This is a genomic window from Acidovorax sp. GW821-FHT11A03, assembly GCF_058809075.1.
Genome location: NZ_JBXASG010000002.1, coordinates 630,418 through 647,298 on the forward strand (window position 1 = coordinate 630,418; position 16,881 = coordinate 647,298).

General features: G+C 69.6%; 12 protein-coding genes. 7 read left to right on the plus strand and 5 right to left on the minus strand.

Annotation, left to right across the window (positions count from 1 at the left end; translation table 11 throughout):
• Positions 1-7: 7 nt before the first annotated feature.
• Positions 8-2,314: a putative bifunctional diguanylate cyclase/phosphodiesterase gene (locus AC1RVY_RS06630; protein ID WP_218297314.1), complete on the minus strand. Its 2,307-nt coding sequence runs from the start codon at positions 2,312-2,314 to the stop codon at positions 8-10.
• A gap of 53 nt (positions 2,315-2,367) precedes the next feature.
• On the opposite strand from AC1RVY_RS06630, the gene purU reads away from it, so the two are divergent.
• From purU to AC1RVY_RS06660, 6 genes are all read left to right on the plus strand, one after another.
• Positions 2,368-3,219, plus strand: coding sequence for a formyltetrahydrofolate deformylase (purU, locus tag AC1RVY_RS06635; protein WP_218297315.1), 852 nt, complete (start codon positions 2,368-2,370; stop codon positions 3,217-3,219).
• Positions 3,220-3,232: 13 nt separating this feature from the next.
• Positions 3,233-4,138 (plus strand): LysR substrate-binding domain-containing protein, encoded by a 906-nt coding sequence (locus AC1RVY_RS06640; protein ID WP_218297316.1) that lies wholly within the window; start codon positions 3,233-3,235, stop codon positions 4,136-4,138.
• 205 nt (positions 4,139-4,343) lie between these two features.
• Positions 4,344-6,338: a UvrD-helicase domain-containing protein gene (locus tag AC1RVY_RS06645; RefSeq protein ID WP_492805871.1), complete on the plus strand. Its 1,995-nt coding sequence runs from the start codon at positions 4,344-4,346 to the stop codon at positions 6,336-6,338.
• 192 nt (positions 6,339-6,530) lie between these two features.
• The gene (locus AC1RVY_RS06650) at positions 6,531-8,030 is read left to right on the plus strand and encodes an FAD-linked oxidase C-terminal domain-containing protein (RefSeq protein WP_492805873.1); all 1,500 of its coding nucleotides are present in this window, start codon (positions 6,531-6,533) and stop codon (positions 8,028-8,030) included.
• A 106-nt stretch (positions 8,031-8,136) separates the two neighbouring features.
• A complete protein-coding gene (locus tag AC1RVY_RS06655; RefSeq protein WP_492805875.1) occupies positions 8,137-8,628 on the plus strand; it encodes a hypothetical protein in 492 nt (163 codons plus the stop codon).
• Between the two features lie 372 nt (positions 8,629-9,000).
• The gene (locus AC1RVY_RS06660) at positions 9,001-9,195 is read left to right on the plus strand and encodes a hypothetical protein (protein ID WP_492805877.1); all 195 of its coding nucleotides are present in this window, start codon (positions 9,001-9,003) and stop codon (positions 9,193-9,195) included.
• Positions 9,196-9,653: 458 nt separating this feature from the next.
• Here AC1RVY_RS06660 and AC1RVY_RS06665 read toward each other — a convergent pair whose 3' ends face one another.
• Both AC1RVY_RS06665 and AC1RVY_RS06670 read right to left on the minus strand, forming a co-directional pair.
• Entirely contained in the window at positions 9,654-10,955 is a 1,302-nt protein-coding gene (locus AC1RVY_RS06665; RefSeq protein ID WP_492805879.1) for a DUF445 domain-containing protein, read from the minus strand.
• Positions 10,956-11,095: 140 nt separating this feature from the next.
• The gene (locus AC1RVY_RS06670) at positions 11,096-11,302 is read right to left on the minus strand and encodes a hypothetical protein (protein ID WP_492245708.1); all 207 of its coding nucleotides are present in this window, start codon (positions 11,300-11,302) and stop codon (positions 11,096-11,098) included.
• A 436-nt stretch (positions 11,303-11,738) separates the two neighbouring features.
• On the opposite strand from AC1RVY_RS06670, the gene AC1RVY_RS06675 reads away from it, so the two are divergent.
• Positions 11,739-12,164, plus strand: a complete 426-nt coding sequence (locus tag AC1RVY_RS06675) for an XRE family transcriptional regulator (protein WP_218297323.1) — start codon at positions 11,739-11,741, stop codon at positions 12,162-12,164.
• A gap of 189 nt (positions 12,165-12,353) precedes the next feature.
• On the opposite strand, the gene AC1RVY_RS06680 is transcribed toward AC1RVY_RS06675, so the two are convergent.
• Entirely contained in the window at positions 12,354-13,493 is a 1,140-nt protein-coding gene (locus AC1RVY_RS06680) for an aminotransferase class V-fold PLP-dependent enzyme (RefSeq protein ID WP_369641209.1), read from the minus strand.
• 93 nt (positions 13,494-13,586) lie between these two features.
• Positions 13,587-16,874, minus strand: a complete 3,288-nt coding sequence (locus tag AC1RVY_RS06685) for an acetyl-CoA carboxylase family protein (RefSeq protein WP_492805882.1) — start codon at positions 16,872-16,874, stop codon at positions 13,587-13,589.
• Between the last annotated feature and the right edge of the window lie 7 nt (positions 16,875-16,881).

The following is a 16,881-nucleotide window of genomic DNA, read 5'->3' on the forward strand; positions in this document are numbered from 1 at the left end:
CGAGCGTTCAGCGCGGCTCGCCACGCTCCCGCAGCAGCGCGGCGAACCCGTCGGCGGGCAGCGGGCGGCTGCACAGGTAGCCCTGGTAGGCGTCGCATCCGCGCGCCTTCAGGAAGGCCAGCTGGCCCTCGTCCTCCACCCCCTCGGCCAGCACCGACAGCCCCATGCTGTGCCCCATGGCGATGATGGCCGCGCTGATGGCCATGTCGTCCGCGCTTTGGGGGATGTCGCGGATGAAGCCCTGGTCGATCTTGAGCACGTCGATGGGAAAGCGCTTGAGCTGCGCGAGCGATGAGTACCCCGTGCCGAAGTCGTCCACCGCGATCCGCACGCCCACGCTGCGCAGCCGCATCAGCACCTGGCGCGCCTCCTCGGTGCGCTCGGCCAGCGCGGACTCGGTGATCTCCAGCTCCAGCAATTCGCTGGGAAAGCCCGAGTCGGCCAGCGCCGCCGAGGTGCACCCCGCCAGGTCGGTCAGGTGGAACTGGCGGGGCGATACGTTGACGGCCAGCGTCAGGTCGGGCAGGCCCTCGGCGCGCCACTGCTGGCCCTGGCGGCAGACCTCGCGCAGCACCCATTCACCCAGCGGGCCGATCACGCCCGAGGTCTCGGCCACGGGGATGAAGCGCGCGGGCGAGATCAGCCCCTCCTCGGGGTCGTTCCAGCGCACCAGCGCCTCGGCCCCCAGGATGCGCCCGCTGGCGATGTCCACCTGCGGCTGGTAGTGCATCTGCAGATGGCCCTGGGCCAGCGCCAGGCGCAGGCGCGATTCGAGCGCGAGCCGCTCGCGCGCGGCCTGGGTCATGGCTTCGTGGAAGAAGCACCACGCGCCCCGGCCCCGGGCCTTGGCGCCGTACACCGCAGCGTGCGCGCCCTGCAGCAGCAGCTCGGTGGTGGCGGCGTGTTCGGGGAACATGCAGATGCCCACGCTCACGCCGGCCACCACCTCGAAGCCGTCGGGCGAGCGCCAGGGCTCGGCCACGGCGGTGATGAGGTGGCGCGCCACGGCCGCAGCGCCGTCCGCATGGCGCAGGTGGCGCGCCACCACGGCCAGCTCGTCGCCGGCCAGCCGCCCCAGCACGTCGCCGGGCCGCAGGGCCGACTGCACCTGCCGCGCGATGTGCTTGAGCACCTCGTCGCCCGTCGTGTGGCCATAGCTGTCGTTCACGTCCTTGAAACGGTCCAGGTTGAGCAGCAGCACGGCGATGTGCTCGCCGCTGGCGCGCGCCTCCTGCACCACCTGCTCCAGCTGGTGGCCGAACCAGGCGCGGTTGGACAGCCCCGTGAGCGCGTCGTTGTGCGCCAGGAATTCCAGCTGCCGCTGGTGCGCCTTCTCCTCGGAGATGTCGGTGAACATGCACACGTAGTGCGTGACCTCGCCCGCCGGGTCGCGCACGGCCGACAGCGACATGTGCTCGGGGAAGACCTCGCCGCTCTTGCGCCGGTTCCAGATCTCGCCCTGCCAGTGGCCCGTGCGCCGCAGCGTGCTCCACAGGGCCTCGTAGAACGCCTTGTCGTGCCGGCCGGACTTGAACACGCGCGGCGTCTTGCCCAGCAGTTCCTCCTCGGTATAGCCCAGGAGCCGCGTCACGGCCGCGTTGGCGGACAGGATGCGGCTGTGCGCATCGGTGACCACCACGCCCTCGATGGTGTTGTCCACCACCGTGGCGGCCAGCCGCTGGCGGGCCTCGCTGGTCTGCAGCGCGGCGCGCGCGGCCTTGATCTCGTCCAGGTCCTGCACCACGCAGACCAGGTGGGCGGGCTCGTCGCCCGCTTCGGGGATCTGCGTCACGGTGCACAGCACCGGCACCCCGCGCGTCCCGCCGGGCCGCCGGCACTCGCGCTCGTCCACGCAGTGGTCGATCTCTCCCGCCAGCAGGCGCACCAGCTGGGCGGTGGCCCCCTCGGGGTCGGGGGACTGCATCACATCGTGGAAATTGAGGTGGCGCACCTGCGCCAGGGACACGCCCAACAGCTCGCACAGCCGCTCATTGGCCCAGAGGAAGCGGCCGTCCGGCGCCACGCGCGCGAAGCCCGCGGGTGCATGGCGCACCACCTGGGCCAGCTCCCGGGCCATGGCCCAGCGCACCTTCTCGGCGTAGCGCATGCGCCGCAGCATGCACCAGGCGAGCACGCTGGTGGCCAGCACATAGCCCCAGCCTTTCCAGGTCTGCCAGTGCGTGAGCTGGGCCGGGTCGGTCACCCAGCGGGCCAGCAGCGCGTCGCCCGCGAACACCCAGGCCACCCCGAGCACCAGGTACAGCAGCATCCCCCGCCAGGGGGCAAGACGCGGGGCATCGCCCGGATTGACCATCGATTCCCTCGTTCCTTGGGCGCCTGTAGCCATGCTGCGACAATTGGGCAGCTATGACGACCAACGCCTACATCCTTACTCTGTCCTGCCCCGACCGCCTCGGGCTGGTGCACGCAGTCTCCGGCTTCCTGCTGGAGCACGGCGGCAACATCGAAGAAGCCGCCCAGTACAACGACCACGCCACCGGCCTGTTCTTCATGCGGGTGCAGTTCGCCTGCGACCAGCATGACCACGCCACGCTCAAGACCCGCCTGGCCAGCTTCGCGGAGCCCCACACCATGCGCTGGAGCCTGCACGCCACGGCCGCCCCCATGAAGACGGTGCTCATGGTCAGCAAGGAAGGCCATTGCCTCAATGACCTGCTGTTCCGCTGGAAAAGCGGCCTGCTGCCCATCGACATCCGCGCCATTGTCAGCAACCACCGCGACTTCTACCAGCTCGCGGCCAGCTACAACGTGCCGTTCCACCACATCCCGGTGACTGCCGCCAGCAAGCCGCAGGCCGAAGCGAAACAGTTGGAGATTATCGAGGCCGAAGGGGCCGAGCTGGTGGTGCTGGCGCGCTACATGCAGGTTCTTTCTCTTGATCTGTGTCAAGCTTTGGCCGGACGGGCGATCAACATCCACCACAGCTTCCTGCCCAGCTTCAAGGGCGCCAAGCCCTATTACCAGGCGCACGACCGGGGCGTGAAGCTCATCGGCGCCACCGCGCACTACGTGACGGCCGACCTGGACGAAGGCCCGATCATCGAGCAGGACGTGGCCCGCGCCGACCACACCGACACGGTGGAAGACCTCACGGCCCGGGGCCGCGACACCGAAAGCCAGGTGCTGGCCCGCGCCGTGAAGTGGCACAGCGAGCACCGCGTGCTGCTCAACGGCCACAAGACCGTGGTTTTCCGCTAGCCCGTTCTGCCCCATGGCCACGGCAGCTCCGTCCTCCTTCCTCAGCAGCGCGGCACGGCGCATCCCGCCGATACAGTGCCTGCTGACGTTTGAAGCCCTGGCCCGCCTGCGCAGCGTGACGCAGACGGCGGACGAGCTGTGCGTGACGCCCAGCGCGGTGAGCCACCGGGTCAAGCAGCTCGAACAGATCCTGGGCGTGCGGCTGTTCGGGCGGGCCGATTTTTCGCTGACCACCGAGGGCAGCGCCTACCTGGCCCACGTGCGCGAGGGCCTGGGCGCGCTGCAGCGGTTTCCGGGGGCCGCTGCGGCGCCCGGGCGCCGGCGGCTCAAGCTGGCCGTGACGCCCACGTTCGCGCGCACCATCCTCATTCCGCGCCTGCGCCAGTTCACCGAGGCCTACCCCGAGATCGACCTGGCGCTGCAGGTGTCCATCCCGCTGCTGGACGTGGTGGCCGAGGACGCCGACCTGATGGTGCGCTTTGGCCCCGGTCACTACGCCGACGTGGAGCATGTGGAGCTGGCCCGCGACGTGGTCACGCCGCTGGCCTCGCCCGCGTTCGTGCGCGAACACGGCCCGTTCGACCGGCCGGAGGACCTGGAGGGCGTGCCCCTGCTGCGCAGCCCGCTGGAGCCCTGGCGCACCTGGTTTGCCGCCACGGGCCTGGACTGGGCCGAGCCCAGCGAGGGCTCGCAGTTCAACGACATCGGCCTGATGTGCGACGGCGCCGCCGCCGGCATGGGCGTGGCGCTGGTGCGCCTGAAGCTCGGGGCGCCGTGGCTGGAGAACGGCACGCTGGTGCGCCTGTTCGACACCGATACGACCAGCCCCCACGCACACTACCTGTGCTGGCGCACGGGCACCATGGACCGCTGGGAGTGCGCGGCGTTCGCCGAGTGGCTGCGCAAGACCATGGCCTGAGCCCTCGCCGCATTCAAGGCCATTCTGGCCCCCAGCGCTTACCTATAAAGCGTCAATAGCTATACATTTTATAGCACACCGGATCCACCCCGCCCTCCCCTGTGGCGCGCAGGGTTCCAGATTCACGCAGCCCGCCTGCCGCCGTCACCCGGCACGCGCCTCTCGCCTGTCCTGTCTCTTGACCTCTCCACCATCTCACCACGCCGTGCCACAAGACGCCCACTTCAAGAAGAGATACCCCACGCTGGAGCAGAACGCGGTGCTCAACGCCACGGCGAGCGCGGTGCTGGTCAACGCGCTCGCGGGCACGGGCAAGACCACCACCCTGGCCATCAAGGCCGCCGACCTCCTGCGCACCCAGGGCGCAAGCCGCATCCTGATGCTCGCGTATTCGGAGGCCGGGCTGGCCGCCATTGCGCAGCGCCTGGAAAAGCTCGTTCCGGCCATTCCGCGCCAGGTGCAGATCATGACCGTGGAGCAGCTGTGCGCCACCGTGCTCAAGGAACAGGGCGACGAGCTGGTGCGTGTCACCGAGCCCCTGCAAAAGAACCTGCTGGTCCGCCAGGCCCACACCGCGCTGCTCCAGGACCCGGCGCTGGACAGGGCGCCCGAGGCCGGCGACTTCCTGTCGCGTGAACTGGACGTGCAGGCCTTCGCCGACTTCGAGGCCCGGGCCAAGCAGCAACTGCTGCTGCGCGACATGGACCGCTCGGACCTCGGCGCCCTGCCCTACTGCCGCGAGCACCAGCTCGACTACGGGCTCTACCAGCTGCTGGTGAAGTACGAACGCCTGCGCCGGGGGCTGAACCACGAGCCGCATTTCTACGCACCGGGCGACTGCACGTATGAAGTGGCCACGCAGCTCGGGGAGCTGGATTTCGGCGATGCCTTCGCGCCGCTGCAGGGGCGCTTCGATGCGGTGCTGTTCGATGAGCTGCAGGACCTGGACGAAGCCGCCATGCTGGTGCTGCGGCATCTGGTGCAGGGCGGCAACGGTCTGTTCGTCGGCGCGGGAGACTTCAACCAGCACATCCTGCCCGGCGCGTTCTCCGTCTTCGGCGACAGCCTGGCCCGCATCCGGCAGGAACTGCCCGCGGACACCCAGGTGGTCGCCCTCAACACCACCTACCGCTTCGGCAACGCCATCTGCCAGGGGCTGAACCCCCTGTTCGGCGTGGAATTTGCCGCGCACTACCCCACCAAGCCCTCCGCGTTCGAGCGGCGCAGCTACACCGACGACGAGGATTGCGCCCGGCAACTGCTGGCGATCCACGACGCCGTGCTGCACCAGCAGCCCCCCGCGCCCGGCGGCACCACGCCCCCTCCTTGCCTGAACGTGGTGCTGCGGTCGCCGGAAGACTCCATCCTGCTGGAATGGATGTTCGCCCACGAAGGCGTGCACTACGCCTGCTTGGGGCTGAAGCGCTTCTACCAGCGCCGCGAGATCGCCCTGGTGCTGGCCATCATGGGGGCCATGCAGGGCTGCGGCACCGGCGTGCGGCTCACGCAGGGCATTCTGAGCAGCGCCATGGAAGGCCTGCTGCGCTACGTGCGGCGCGGCAGCCAGCCGGACCAGGACGTGCTGGCCAACGGCGCGTTCGACATGCAGGCGCTGGTGGAGGACTCCCCCGTCGAAATGGACACCCGCGCCGTGGCGGCGGAACTCATCGGCAGGCAGGACCTGGTGCGCCGGTTCCTGGTGCGCGCCAGCTTCAACCCCCAGGCCCCGGTGGCCTCCCCCGTGTTCGAACAATTGCTGGCCTTGCCCCCCGAGGCCTGCGCCGACGCCGGGCAGCTGTGCGCGCACCCGCTGGTGCACCGCTTCTTCGCGCAGGCGCCCATCAGCCCGCAGGAGCTGCGCTACTGCAGGGACAGCCTGGCGGCGCTGGCCCGCATCTGCGCCGGCTTGTCCGTGGACGAATTCCTGGGCCGGCTCACGCTCATGGTGCAGGCCAGCATCCACCAGCACACCCAGCAGGAAGCCTCCAGCCTGCAGCTGCTGACGGTGGAGCGCTGCAAGGGGCATGAATACGACCATGTGGCCGTGCCCCTGGTGGAGCGCGGGCGCTTTCCGCGCAGTGCCGCCCGGCAGGAGGCCTATCGCGAACGCAACATGCTGTATGTCGCCATGACGCGCGCCAGCAAACGCCTGTGGCTTCTGGAAGGCAGCCAACGCCCGGTGAGCCCCGGGCCGGTGTGAGGAGGAGGAGGATGAGGAGGGGGGCTGCGGGCCGCCCACCGGCCCAATTCAAGGCAAAGGAGCCTCCAGCGCTTTGTCCATATGCGCCAGCCGCTCATTGGTTGATAGTAAACGGCCACACCCAGGCCATTTCACAGACCGCTGCAAGAAAACTCACGCTCCCGCGCGCGGGCTTCCTCTACAGTGGCGGCCATGAACACTGCCGCCGAACCCACCACAGCCCTGTCCGAACGCGCCGCACGCCAGGCCGAGGTTGTCCAGGCCCTGAGCCGCGTGGTGCCCGCGCACGCGCTGCTGTGGCACGCCGAAGACACCACCCCCTACGAATGCGACGGCCTCACCGCCTACCGCCAGCGCCCGCTGGTGGTGTGCCTGCCCGAAACATACGAGCAGGTGCAGGCCGTGCTCAAGGCCTGCCACCACCTGCAGGTGCCCGTGGTGGCGCGCGGCGCGGGCACGGGCCTGTCGGGCGGCGCCATGCCGCATGCCCTGGGCGTCACGCTCTCGCTCGCCAAGTTCAACCGCATCCTCGACCTCGACCCGGTGAGCCGCACGGCCGTGGTGCAGTGCGGCGTGCGCAACCTGGCCATCAGCGAGGCCGCCGCGCCCTACGGCCTGTACTACGCGCCCGACCCCAGCAGCCAGATCGCCTGCACCATCGGCGGCAACGTGGCAGAGAACTCGGGCGGCGTGCACTGCCTGAAATACGGTCTCACGGTGCACAACGTGCTCAAGGTGAAGGGCTTCACGGTGGAAGGCGAGCCGGTGGAGTTCGGCAGCGATGCGCTGGACACCCCTGGCTACGACCTGCTGGCCGCCGTGATCGGCAGCGAAGGCATGCTCGCGGTGATCACCGAGGTGACGGTGCGCATCATCCCCAAGCCCATGCTGGCGCGCTGCATCATGGCCAGCTTCGACGACGTGCGCAAAGCGGGCGACGCCGTGGCGGCCGTGATCGCCGCCGGCATCATCCCCGCCGGCCTGGAGATGATGGACAAGCCCATGACCGCCGCCGTGGAAGATTTTGTGCACGCAGGCTACGACCTCACGGCCGAAGCCATCCTGCTGTGCGAAAGCGATGGCACGCCCGAGGAGGTGGAAGAAGAAATCGGCCGCATGAGCGACGTGCTGCGCGCGGCGGGTGCCACCGCCATCTCGGTCAGCCAGGACGAGGCCGAACGCCTGCGCTTCTGGAGCGGCCGCAAGAACGCCTTCCCCGCCAGCGGCCGCATCAGCCCCGACTACATGTGCATGGACTCGACCATCCCGAGGAAGCGCCTGGCGGACATCCTGCTGGCCATCCAGGAGATGGAAAAGAAGTACCAGCTGCGCTGCGCCAACGTATTCCACGCGGGCGACGGCAACCTGCACCCGCTGATCCTGTTCGATGCGAACGATGCCGACCAGCTGCACCGCTGCGAACTGTTTGGCGCGGACATCCTGGAGACCAGCGTGGCCATGGGCGGCACGGTGACGGGCGAACACGGCGTGGGCGTGGAGAAGCTCAACAGCATGTGCGTGCAGTTCACGGCCGAGGAGAACGCGCAGATGTTCGGGCTCAAGCACGCGTTTGACCCGGCGGGGCTGTTGAATCCGGGGAAAGTGATTCCCACGCTGAACCGGTGTGCGGAGTACGGGAAGATGCTGGTGCGCGGGGGGAAGATCAAGCATCCGGAGTTGCTGAGGTTTTGAGAACACAGTCCTATAAGCCGCTCTCAGGAGAAGCCCATGTCCAGAGAATCCCGCGTCGCCCAGCATGTCGCGCAGGTTCGGCGGCCTCAATTGCGCTAGACCTCAGATGAAGCCCATCGAAACCACCCCGGAAGACTACACGGATATGTTTGAGCTGTTCCGGGGCGAAACAGACCGAGGAGCTGCGGTCTTGGCCGGAAGCTACGTAGAAAACTTTCTGGGTCTATTTCTTCAAGCGTGCATGGCCGACCGCTCGCTGAGCGACAGAATATTTGGCACCAATGGCCCTCTGGCGACGTTTTCTCAGCGCATCGATTTCGCTCAAGCCTTCGGCTTCCTTCCGCAGCCGCTATGCGTAGACCTGCATCTAATTCGAAGAATTAGGAACCACTTTGCCCACCACCCTAAGAGCGCCTCCTTTAAGGCAGCGCCAGTGCGCGACTGGGTGGCCTCTCTCAAGGCGTCCAAGCAGGTGTCCATGGGGGACGGACAGCCATTCAAGCTGGACGACGGACGCACTGCATATCTGGTCACAGTAGCAATGGTGATGATCCTCGCGAACCAAAAGATCCACGGATATGGGAACCCTGAGGTCTAACAGGTCGCTGGATACGGACACGCTGCGCATTGAACGTCTGCTTTTTCTAGCTGTAACCGGTAGGTCTTCGCCGACAGCAGCCAGCAAAACCTCCGACAATCCTCAACCCCATCGTTCCCGCCTCCCAAACCCATGCCCAGCGACTCCCCCACCTCCCTCCTCCAATCCGGCAACGCCCTCGTAGCCCAAGCGCAAGCCGTAGCCACGCAAGACTTTGCCGCAGCGCGGGCGCTGTGGCGGCAGGCGGGAGTGTTGTTTCAACGGGCGCATGACGCCGCCCCCACTCAACATGCTGCTGCGTTTCGCCTGGGGCAGGCGTGGGTCGCAGAGGCCCATGCGCTGCAGAAAGAAGGATCAGAAGATGCGACCGCGATGTGGCGCCAGGCGGCGCTGCAGTGCGAGGTGGCCTTTGCGCTCGACCCGCACCATGCGGTGACGGCCATGCACATCGCCAGTTGCTACGCCTGGGCGCAGGACGCCGAGGCCAAGCAGGCCTGGGCGCAGATTGCGCAGCATCTGCAGGAAGAACACGCAGCCAACATGGCGGCGGATCAGGCGGCCCGCTAGCAGCGCAGCGCTGGCGCGGCCGAGCAACGCGATGGCCCGTGTGGCTGCTCGGCTGTTGGCTGTTCGGCTCCCACCCCCTGCTGGCTGCGCCTGCGGCGGGGCGGTTGCGGGGTGAGCATGGGCGTCGCAGCGCCCATGCCTCGTGCTCTGACTCGCCGTGGTTGTCCGAGCGGCGCGCCGCAGGCGCAAAGCGAGTTCCACGGCGCACCCCGCAACCGCACCGACGCAGGTTTGCCCCGTAGCGAAGCGCAGGGGTCGCAGACTGGGGGTCGCCTTTCTTTTGGGTACTTTTCTTTGGCGAAGCAAAGAACAAGTACCTCGCCCGCCGAGGCGAGTCCCGGCCTCCGCCCTCAACACCAGCATGCTTTTCGAACCAGCACGCCCTGGCTGCGACAAGCTCAGCCCGAACGGTTGGGGTGGAACGCACCGGCTTCGACAGGCTCAGCCCGAACGAGTGGTCAGCTGCCCACCACCGCCCGCCAAATCTCCCCAGCGTGCGACACCACAAACAGCACCAGCCCGATCAGCCCGCCCACCACGGTGCCGTTGATGCGGATGTACTGCAGGTCCTTGCCAATGTTCAGCTCAATCAGCTGCGTCATCTCCTCGGTATCCCATCGCCGCACGGTGTCCTCAATGTGCTGCGCAATGAACGCCGACACATCCGGCGCCAGGCTCTCCACCCACCGCTCCAGCCGGTCATTGAGCGACTGCCGCAGCGCCGCATCCCCCGCCAGCGACTGGCCCAGCCACTGCCCCAGGTTGCGCACCTGCCGCGCCAGCACCGAATCCGAGTCGGCCAGATCGCGCTGCAGCGCCCCGCGCAGGTCCTGCCACAGCGCCTGCACATAGCCACCCACCGTGGCATCGGTCTGCAGCCAGGCGCGGATCTCTTCGCCCTTGCGCGCCCAATCGGGGTCGCCGCGCAGGCGCTCGATGAAGCGCTGCACCGCTGCGTCGAACTGCGCGCGCAAGGCGTGCTGCGGGTTGGCGGCCACATCGGCCATCACGCTCTCCAGCGCGCGCGCCAGCAGGGCCGAGCCCTTGTCGCCCAGCCAGTCGCTGGGCAATAGCCTCTCGGTGCGCGGGTGGTCCTTCTTGAGCCAGGCCACGATGGTCTGCGCCACCCAGGCACGGGTCTGCTCGTTCTGCAGCAGCTCGATGAGCTTGCCCAGCACGTCGTCCAGCAGCGCCTGGTGGCGGCCGTTGTGCGTGAGGGTGTCGAGCACCGCCGCCAGGGCCCGCGACATGTCCACCTGCCCGATCAATGCGCGCGCCGCCTTCTGAATGAAGCGCTCCACCTGCGCGTCCTGCACCGTCTCGAGCGCGGCCGACGCCAGGCGGGTGGCCTGGTGGCCCAGGAGCGCGGCGTTGCCGGGTGCCGTGAGCCACTGCGCCAGCCGCTCGGCGGGGTCGTGCCGGCGGATCAGCGCCACCAGCGAGGGCACGTCCAGGAACTTGTCGCGCACGAAGACCGCCAGGTTGCGGCCGATGCGCGCCTGGTTGCGCGCGATGACCGCCGTGTGCGGGATCGGCAGGCCCAGCGGGCGGCGAAACAGCGCCACCACCGCGAACCAGTCGGCCAGCGCGCCCACCATCGCGGCCTCGGCCACGGCCTTCAGGCAGTTCAGCCACAGGCCGCGCTCCACCACGCTGGTGGCCACGAACACGGCCGACACCAGCACCAGCAGCCCCAGGGCGTGGCGCCTCGCACGTTGCAGGGCAAGGGCTTGTGGCAGCGGTTCGGATTCCTGGGTCATGGCATCGGACAGGCAGCATGCGGGCGGGCGGGGCGGCCGGCCGGCCGGCGGGGGATTCAAGATGCATTCACCCTACCATGCCCGGCCCCGGCGCATGCCCCGTCTCCACTCGCGCCCCGGCCGTCCAGGCGCACCCACTGTCATTCGCGGGGCGCGGGCTCCCTGGCCAGGATGCCGCGCGCGGCGCGCTCCTCCTCCCGCAGCTCCCGCAACCGCCGCACGTTCGCCAGGATCATCTGCCGCTGGGCGGGCGTCAGGATGAGCCGCTGGCGTTCACGGTCGTCCACGGGCGGGGCGGGCACCACTGCCGCCACCGGCCGGGCGCCGTCCTGGGAGCAGCCCCCCACGGGGTGGTCCCGCCCTGCGCAGGGCGGCAGCGATCCTTCGCGGGGGTGGCGGGGGCCGCTGCTGCACACGTCCCGGCCCCCTGTCAGTGCGGCAGCCCGCGCACCGCGGGCGTCACCGCCGCGCAAGTACATGGGTGACTGTGGCGCAATGCAGAACCCCGCACAATGGGCCGGCGGCCGGGCCACCCGCGCGGCCGCCGCCCGCCCGGCAGGGCTGCCGCGCGCATGCAGGCACCGGGAAACCAGCCCACCCGCTCCCGCCGGGCTTCCCAGGTTTCCATCCTTCGGTGTTCGACAGCCACGCCACCCTCCTTGCAAGGCCGCTCGTTGCCCCTGAATTGGCGGGCAGACCCGCTACGTAACCAACGAGCAAATTGATTGCGTGACTATATACAAGAATCACCGCAGCTCCTGCGCGCCTTTTTAGTGTGACTGCATGCAGGATGCAAAAAGACAGTTTGCGGACCGGTTACGCAAGGCGATGATGGACGCAGGCTATGAACCCAGGCCGGCGGTGCTGGAGCGCGAGTTCAACACCCGCCACTGGGGCAAGCCCATGACGCTGCACGGCGTGCGCCGCTGGCTGCTGGGCGAGACCATGCCCGACCACAAGAAGCTCACCACCCTGGCCGAATGGCTGCAGGTGCCGGTGCAGCAGCTGGGCTACGGCGATGCAGAGCCCCTGCGCGTGCGGGAGCGGCAGGCGCAGTGGCATGCGGGCCTGGGCTACCAGGACCGCGAGCTGTTCGACATCTACCTGCGCCTGCCCGTGCCCAAGCGGCGCCTCGCGCGCGACGTGATCCTGGCGATCGCGCGCGCCCACGCGGCCGAAGAGGCCGAGCGCGAAACCCAGGCCCCCTAGGGATTCTCTGCACGCATGAATCACCGCGCCGTGTGCATCTGCGGTCTCGGGCGGTCCGCGGCGCGCACTTGCCGCCCGGTGCGTGCCGAGCCCCCAGGCACCACCACCGCGCCCGGCCACCACGAAAAAAAGCCACCCGCGGGTGGCTTTTTTTTCAAGAGGCCCGCGAAACACGGGCGGCGGCCCGGTTCAGCCGCGCGGGGCCACCTGGTCGAGCGCGGTGCTCAGGTGGCCCACCGTGCGGTCCACGTTGTGCCACTTCTCCAGGCCGAACAGGCCGATGCGGAAGGTCTTGAAGTCCGGCCCCTCGTCGCACTGCAGCGGCACGCCGGCGGCGGTCTGCAGGCCCACCTCCATGAACTTCTTGCCGTTCTGGATGCCGGGGTCGGTGGTGTAGCTCACCACCACGCCGGGGGCCTTGAAGCCCTCGGCCGCCACGCTCGGGAAGCCGCGCGACTCGAGCAGCGCGCGCACCTTGGCGCCCAGCTCGATCTGCTCGTCGCGCACCTTGGCAAAACCGTATTCGCGCGTCTCGGCCATCACTTCGGAGAGGCGCACCAGCGCGTCGGTGGGCATGGTGGTGTGGTACGCGTGCTGGCCCTTTTCGTAGCCCTCGGCGATCTGCATCCACTTCTTGAGATCGCACGAGAAGCTGCTGCTCGTGGTGCCGTCGATGGCCTGGCGCGCGCGCTCGCTGAGCATCACCATGGCGCAGCAGGGCGAGCCGCTCCAGCCCTTTTGCGGGGCCGAGATCAGCACGTCCACGCCGGTGGCCTGCATGTCCACCCACATCGCGCCCGAGGCCACGCAGTCGAGCACGAACAGCGCGCCCACCTCGTGGGCCGCGGCCGTCAGGGTGCGCAGGTAGTCGTCGCTCAAGATGATGCCGCTGGCCGTTTCCACATGGGGCGCGAACACGACCTTGGGCTTTTCGGCGCGGATGGTGGCCGCCACTTCCTCGGCCGGGCACGGCGCCCAGGGCGCCTGCGGGCCGCTGCCCTGCGGGCGCGCCTTGCACACCACGGAGCCGCCGCCCAGGCCCTTGTCGGCGTCGAAGATCTGCGTCCAGCGGTAGCTGAACCAGCCGTTGCGCACGATGAGCACCTTCTCGCGATTGGCGAACTGGCGCGCCACGGCCTCCATGCCGAAGGTGCCGCTGCCGGGCACCAGCACGGCGGTGTGGGCGTGGTAGACCTCCTTGAGCGTGGCCAGGATGTCCTGCATCACGCCGGTGAAGCGCTTGGACATGTGGTTGAGCGCGCGGTCGGTGTAGACCACCGAAAACTCGAGCAAACCATCGGGATCGATATCGGGCAGCAGTCCGGGCATGGTGAAAAGTCTCCGTCAAACAGGGGCGCCGCCCCGGCGTGGGGCGGGCAAGGCGGGCCAGCTTAGCATGCAGCGCGCGGCCCGCGCGCTGCCCTACCAGGTGTCCACGAACCGGTGCCCGGGCGGCGCCACCTGCGCCGATGCCAGGCCCCGTGCCAGCCATGCGCGCGTGTCGGCCGGGTCGATCACCGCGTCGATCTCCAGCGTGGTCGCCATGTGCAGCGCCTCGCCGTTGGCGTACGACCTGGCCAGCAGCTTGGCGAACAGCGCGTCGCGCTCGGCGCCCTCGGGCAAGGCCTCCAGCTCCTTGCGGAAGCCCAGGCGCACCGCGCCTTCGAGCCCCATGGCGCCGAACTCGCCCGTGGGCCAGGCCACGGTGAACACCGGCGCGTGAAAGCCCCCGGCCGTCATGCCCATGGCGCCCAGGCCGTAGCCCTTGCGCAGCACCACGCTGAAATACGGCACGCGCAGGCTGGCGGCGGTGACGAACAGGCGGCTCACGTGGCGCACCTGGGCCGTGGCCTCCACCTCGGGGCCGACCATGAAGCCGGGCGTGTCCACCAGGCTCACGATGGGCAGGCCGTGCGCGTTGCACAGCTGCATGAAGCGCGCGCCCTTGTCGGCCGCATCGGCGTCGATGGCGCCGCCCAGGTGCAGCGGGTTGTTGGCCAGGATGCCCACGGGGCGGCCCTCGATGCGCGCCAGCGCCGTGTGGATGCCCGCGCCGAAGCCGGTGCGCAGCGGCAGCAGGCTGCCGTCGTCCACCAGGCCGGCCATCGCCGCGCGGGTGTCGTACACGCGCAGCCGGTTCTCGGGCACCACGGAGCGCAGGGCCCGTGCGTCCGGCGCCGTCCAGGCACCGGTGCGCCCCTGGAAGAACGACAGGTAGTGCCGCGCGGCCGCCACGGCCCCGGCCTCGTTGTCCACCAGCACGTCGATCACGCCGTTGGCATGCTGCACGCGGCTGGGGCCGATGTGCTCGGGCTTGAACACGCCCAGGCCGCCGCCCTCGATCATGGCCGGGCCGCCCATGCCGATGTTGCTGCCGCGCGTGGCGATGATCACGTCGCTGCAGCCCAGCAGGGCCGCGTTGCCCGCAAAGCAGCGCCCCGCCGCGATGCCGATCACCGGCACCTGGCCCGAGAGCGCGGCGTAGCTGGCGAAGGTGTGCACGTGCAGGCCGGCCACCACGGGCATGTCGGTGTCGCCCGGGCGGCCGCCGCCGCCTTCGGCGAACAGCACCACGGGCAGTTTCTGCGCCAGCGCCACGCCCAGCATGCGGTCGGTCTTGGCGTGGTTGCGCGCGCCCTGGGTGCCCGCGAGCACGGTCGCGTCGTAGGACATGACCACGGCGCGGGACTTCTCGGGCCCGAACAGCGCACCGTTGATGCCGCCGATGCCCGTGACCATGCCGTCGGCGGGCGTGTTGGCGATGAGGTCATCCAGGCTGCGGCGGCGCGTCTGCGCGGCGATGGCCAGCGTGCCGTATTCGATGAAGCTGTCCGCGTCGCACAGGTCGGCGATGTTCTCGCGCGCGGTGCGCCCGCCCTGGGCGTGGCGCCTGGCGATGGCCTCGGGCCGCGCGGCGTCGAGCGTGAAGGCGTGGCGGTCCCGCACGCGCTGCAGGTCGGGGCGAATGGCATCCAGGTCCTGCTGCGCGCCCTGTGCGTCCTGGGCGAGGTCCGCCCCCTCCACGGCATCGAGCACCAGCAGCGGCTGGCCCTGCACGAGGTAGCCGCCCGGCACCGCGAGCAGCGCGCGCACGCGGCCCGCATTCGGCGCCAGCAGCATGTGCTCCATCTTCATGGACTCGAGCACGGCCAGCTCGGCACCCGCGGCCACCACGTCGCCCTCGGACACGCTCAGTTGCACGAGGCGCGCGGGCATGGGAGCGAGCACGGCGCCTTCGGGTGCGGGCGCTGACGGATTTTGGGGGTTTTGAGCGCTAGCGCTTGAATCATATGCGCCAGTAGCTATATTTTTGGTAGCAACCAGCAGTTCTGGCAGCACCGACTCCAGCCAGCGCGTGTGCACCTGCTGGCTTTCCATTTCGGGCCGCGCGGCCAGGGCCTGCAGCAGCGCGAGGTTGGTGGCCACGCCACCGATGCGGCACTCGTCCAGCGCGCGCCGCGAGCGGCGCAGCGCATCGGCAAAGCGCGGGCCGCCCGTGTGCACGATGAGCTTGGCCAGCAGCGTGTCGTAGTGCGGCGAGGGCGTGGCGCCCGCTGCGCCGTGCGTGTCCACGCGCACGCCGGGGCCGGTGGGAAGGTCGAAGCGGGTGAGCGTGCCGCTGCCGGGGGTGGCACCGCCCTGCGCGTCCAGCGTCTCGGCGTTGATGCGCCACTGCACCGCAAAGCCGCGCACGGCGGGCGGCGCGGCGGGGTCGAGCCCGATGTCTTGCAGCCTGCGGCCGGCCGCCAGCGCGATCTGCGCCTGTACCAGGTCCACGCCGGTCACCTCTTCGGTGATGGTGTGCTCCACCTGCAGGCGCGGGTTGCATTCGATGAACACGAAGGGCACGTCGCTGGAGGCCAGGTCCACCAGGAACTCGAAGGTGCCCAGGCCCTCGTAGGCCACCGCGCGCGCCATGGCCAGCGCGGCGGCGATGATGCGTTCACGCAGCGGCGCGGGCAGCGAAGGGCTGGGCGCGATCTCCACCACCTTCTGAAAGCGCCGCTGCAGCGTGCACTCGCGCTCGCCCAGCGCGACCACGTCCTGGCCGTCGCCCAGCACCTGCACCTCGATGTGGCGCGCGTTGGACATGAGCCGCTCCACATACACGCCGTCCACGCCAAACGCTGCCTGCGCCTCGCTGCGGCAGCGCGCGTAGGCGGCGGGCAGGTCGTCCTGCGCCTGCACGGCGCGCATGCCGCGCCCGCCGCCGCCGCCAATCGCCTTGATCACGATGCCGGCGCCGCCCTGCTGCGCGAAGAAGGCCTGGGCCTCCTCCAGCGACACCGCCGCCTGGGTGCCCGGCATGAGCGGCACGCCCTGCTGCAGCGCCAGCGCGCGGGCCTGCGCCTTGTCGCCGAACAGCGCGAGCTGCGCAGGCGTGGGGCCGATGAAACGCAGGCCGGCCCCGGCGCAGGCGCGCGCGAAGTCGGCGCGTTCGCTCAGGAAGCCGTAGCCGGGGTGCACGGCGTCGCAGCCCTGCGCCTGCGCGATGGCGATGATGCGCGCGCCGTCCAGGTACGCGGCGGGCCCGGTGGCGCCCAGGGCGACGGCGGTGCCCGCGGCCTGCACGTGCGGGCTGGCCGCATCGTCATCGGCAAACACGGCCACGCTGGCGATGCCCAGGTCATGAAGGCCGCGCACGGTGCGCAGCGCAATCTCCCCCCGGTTGGCGACAAGAACTTTGGTGAACAGAGCGGGCGATGGCATGGGGTGT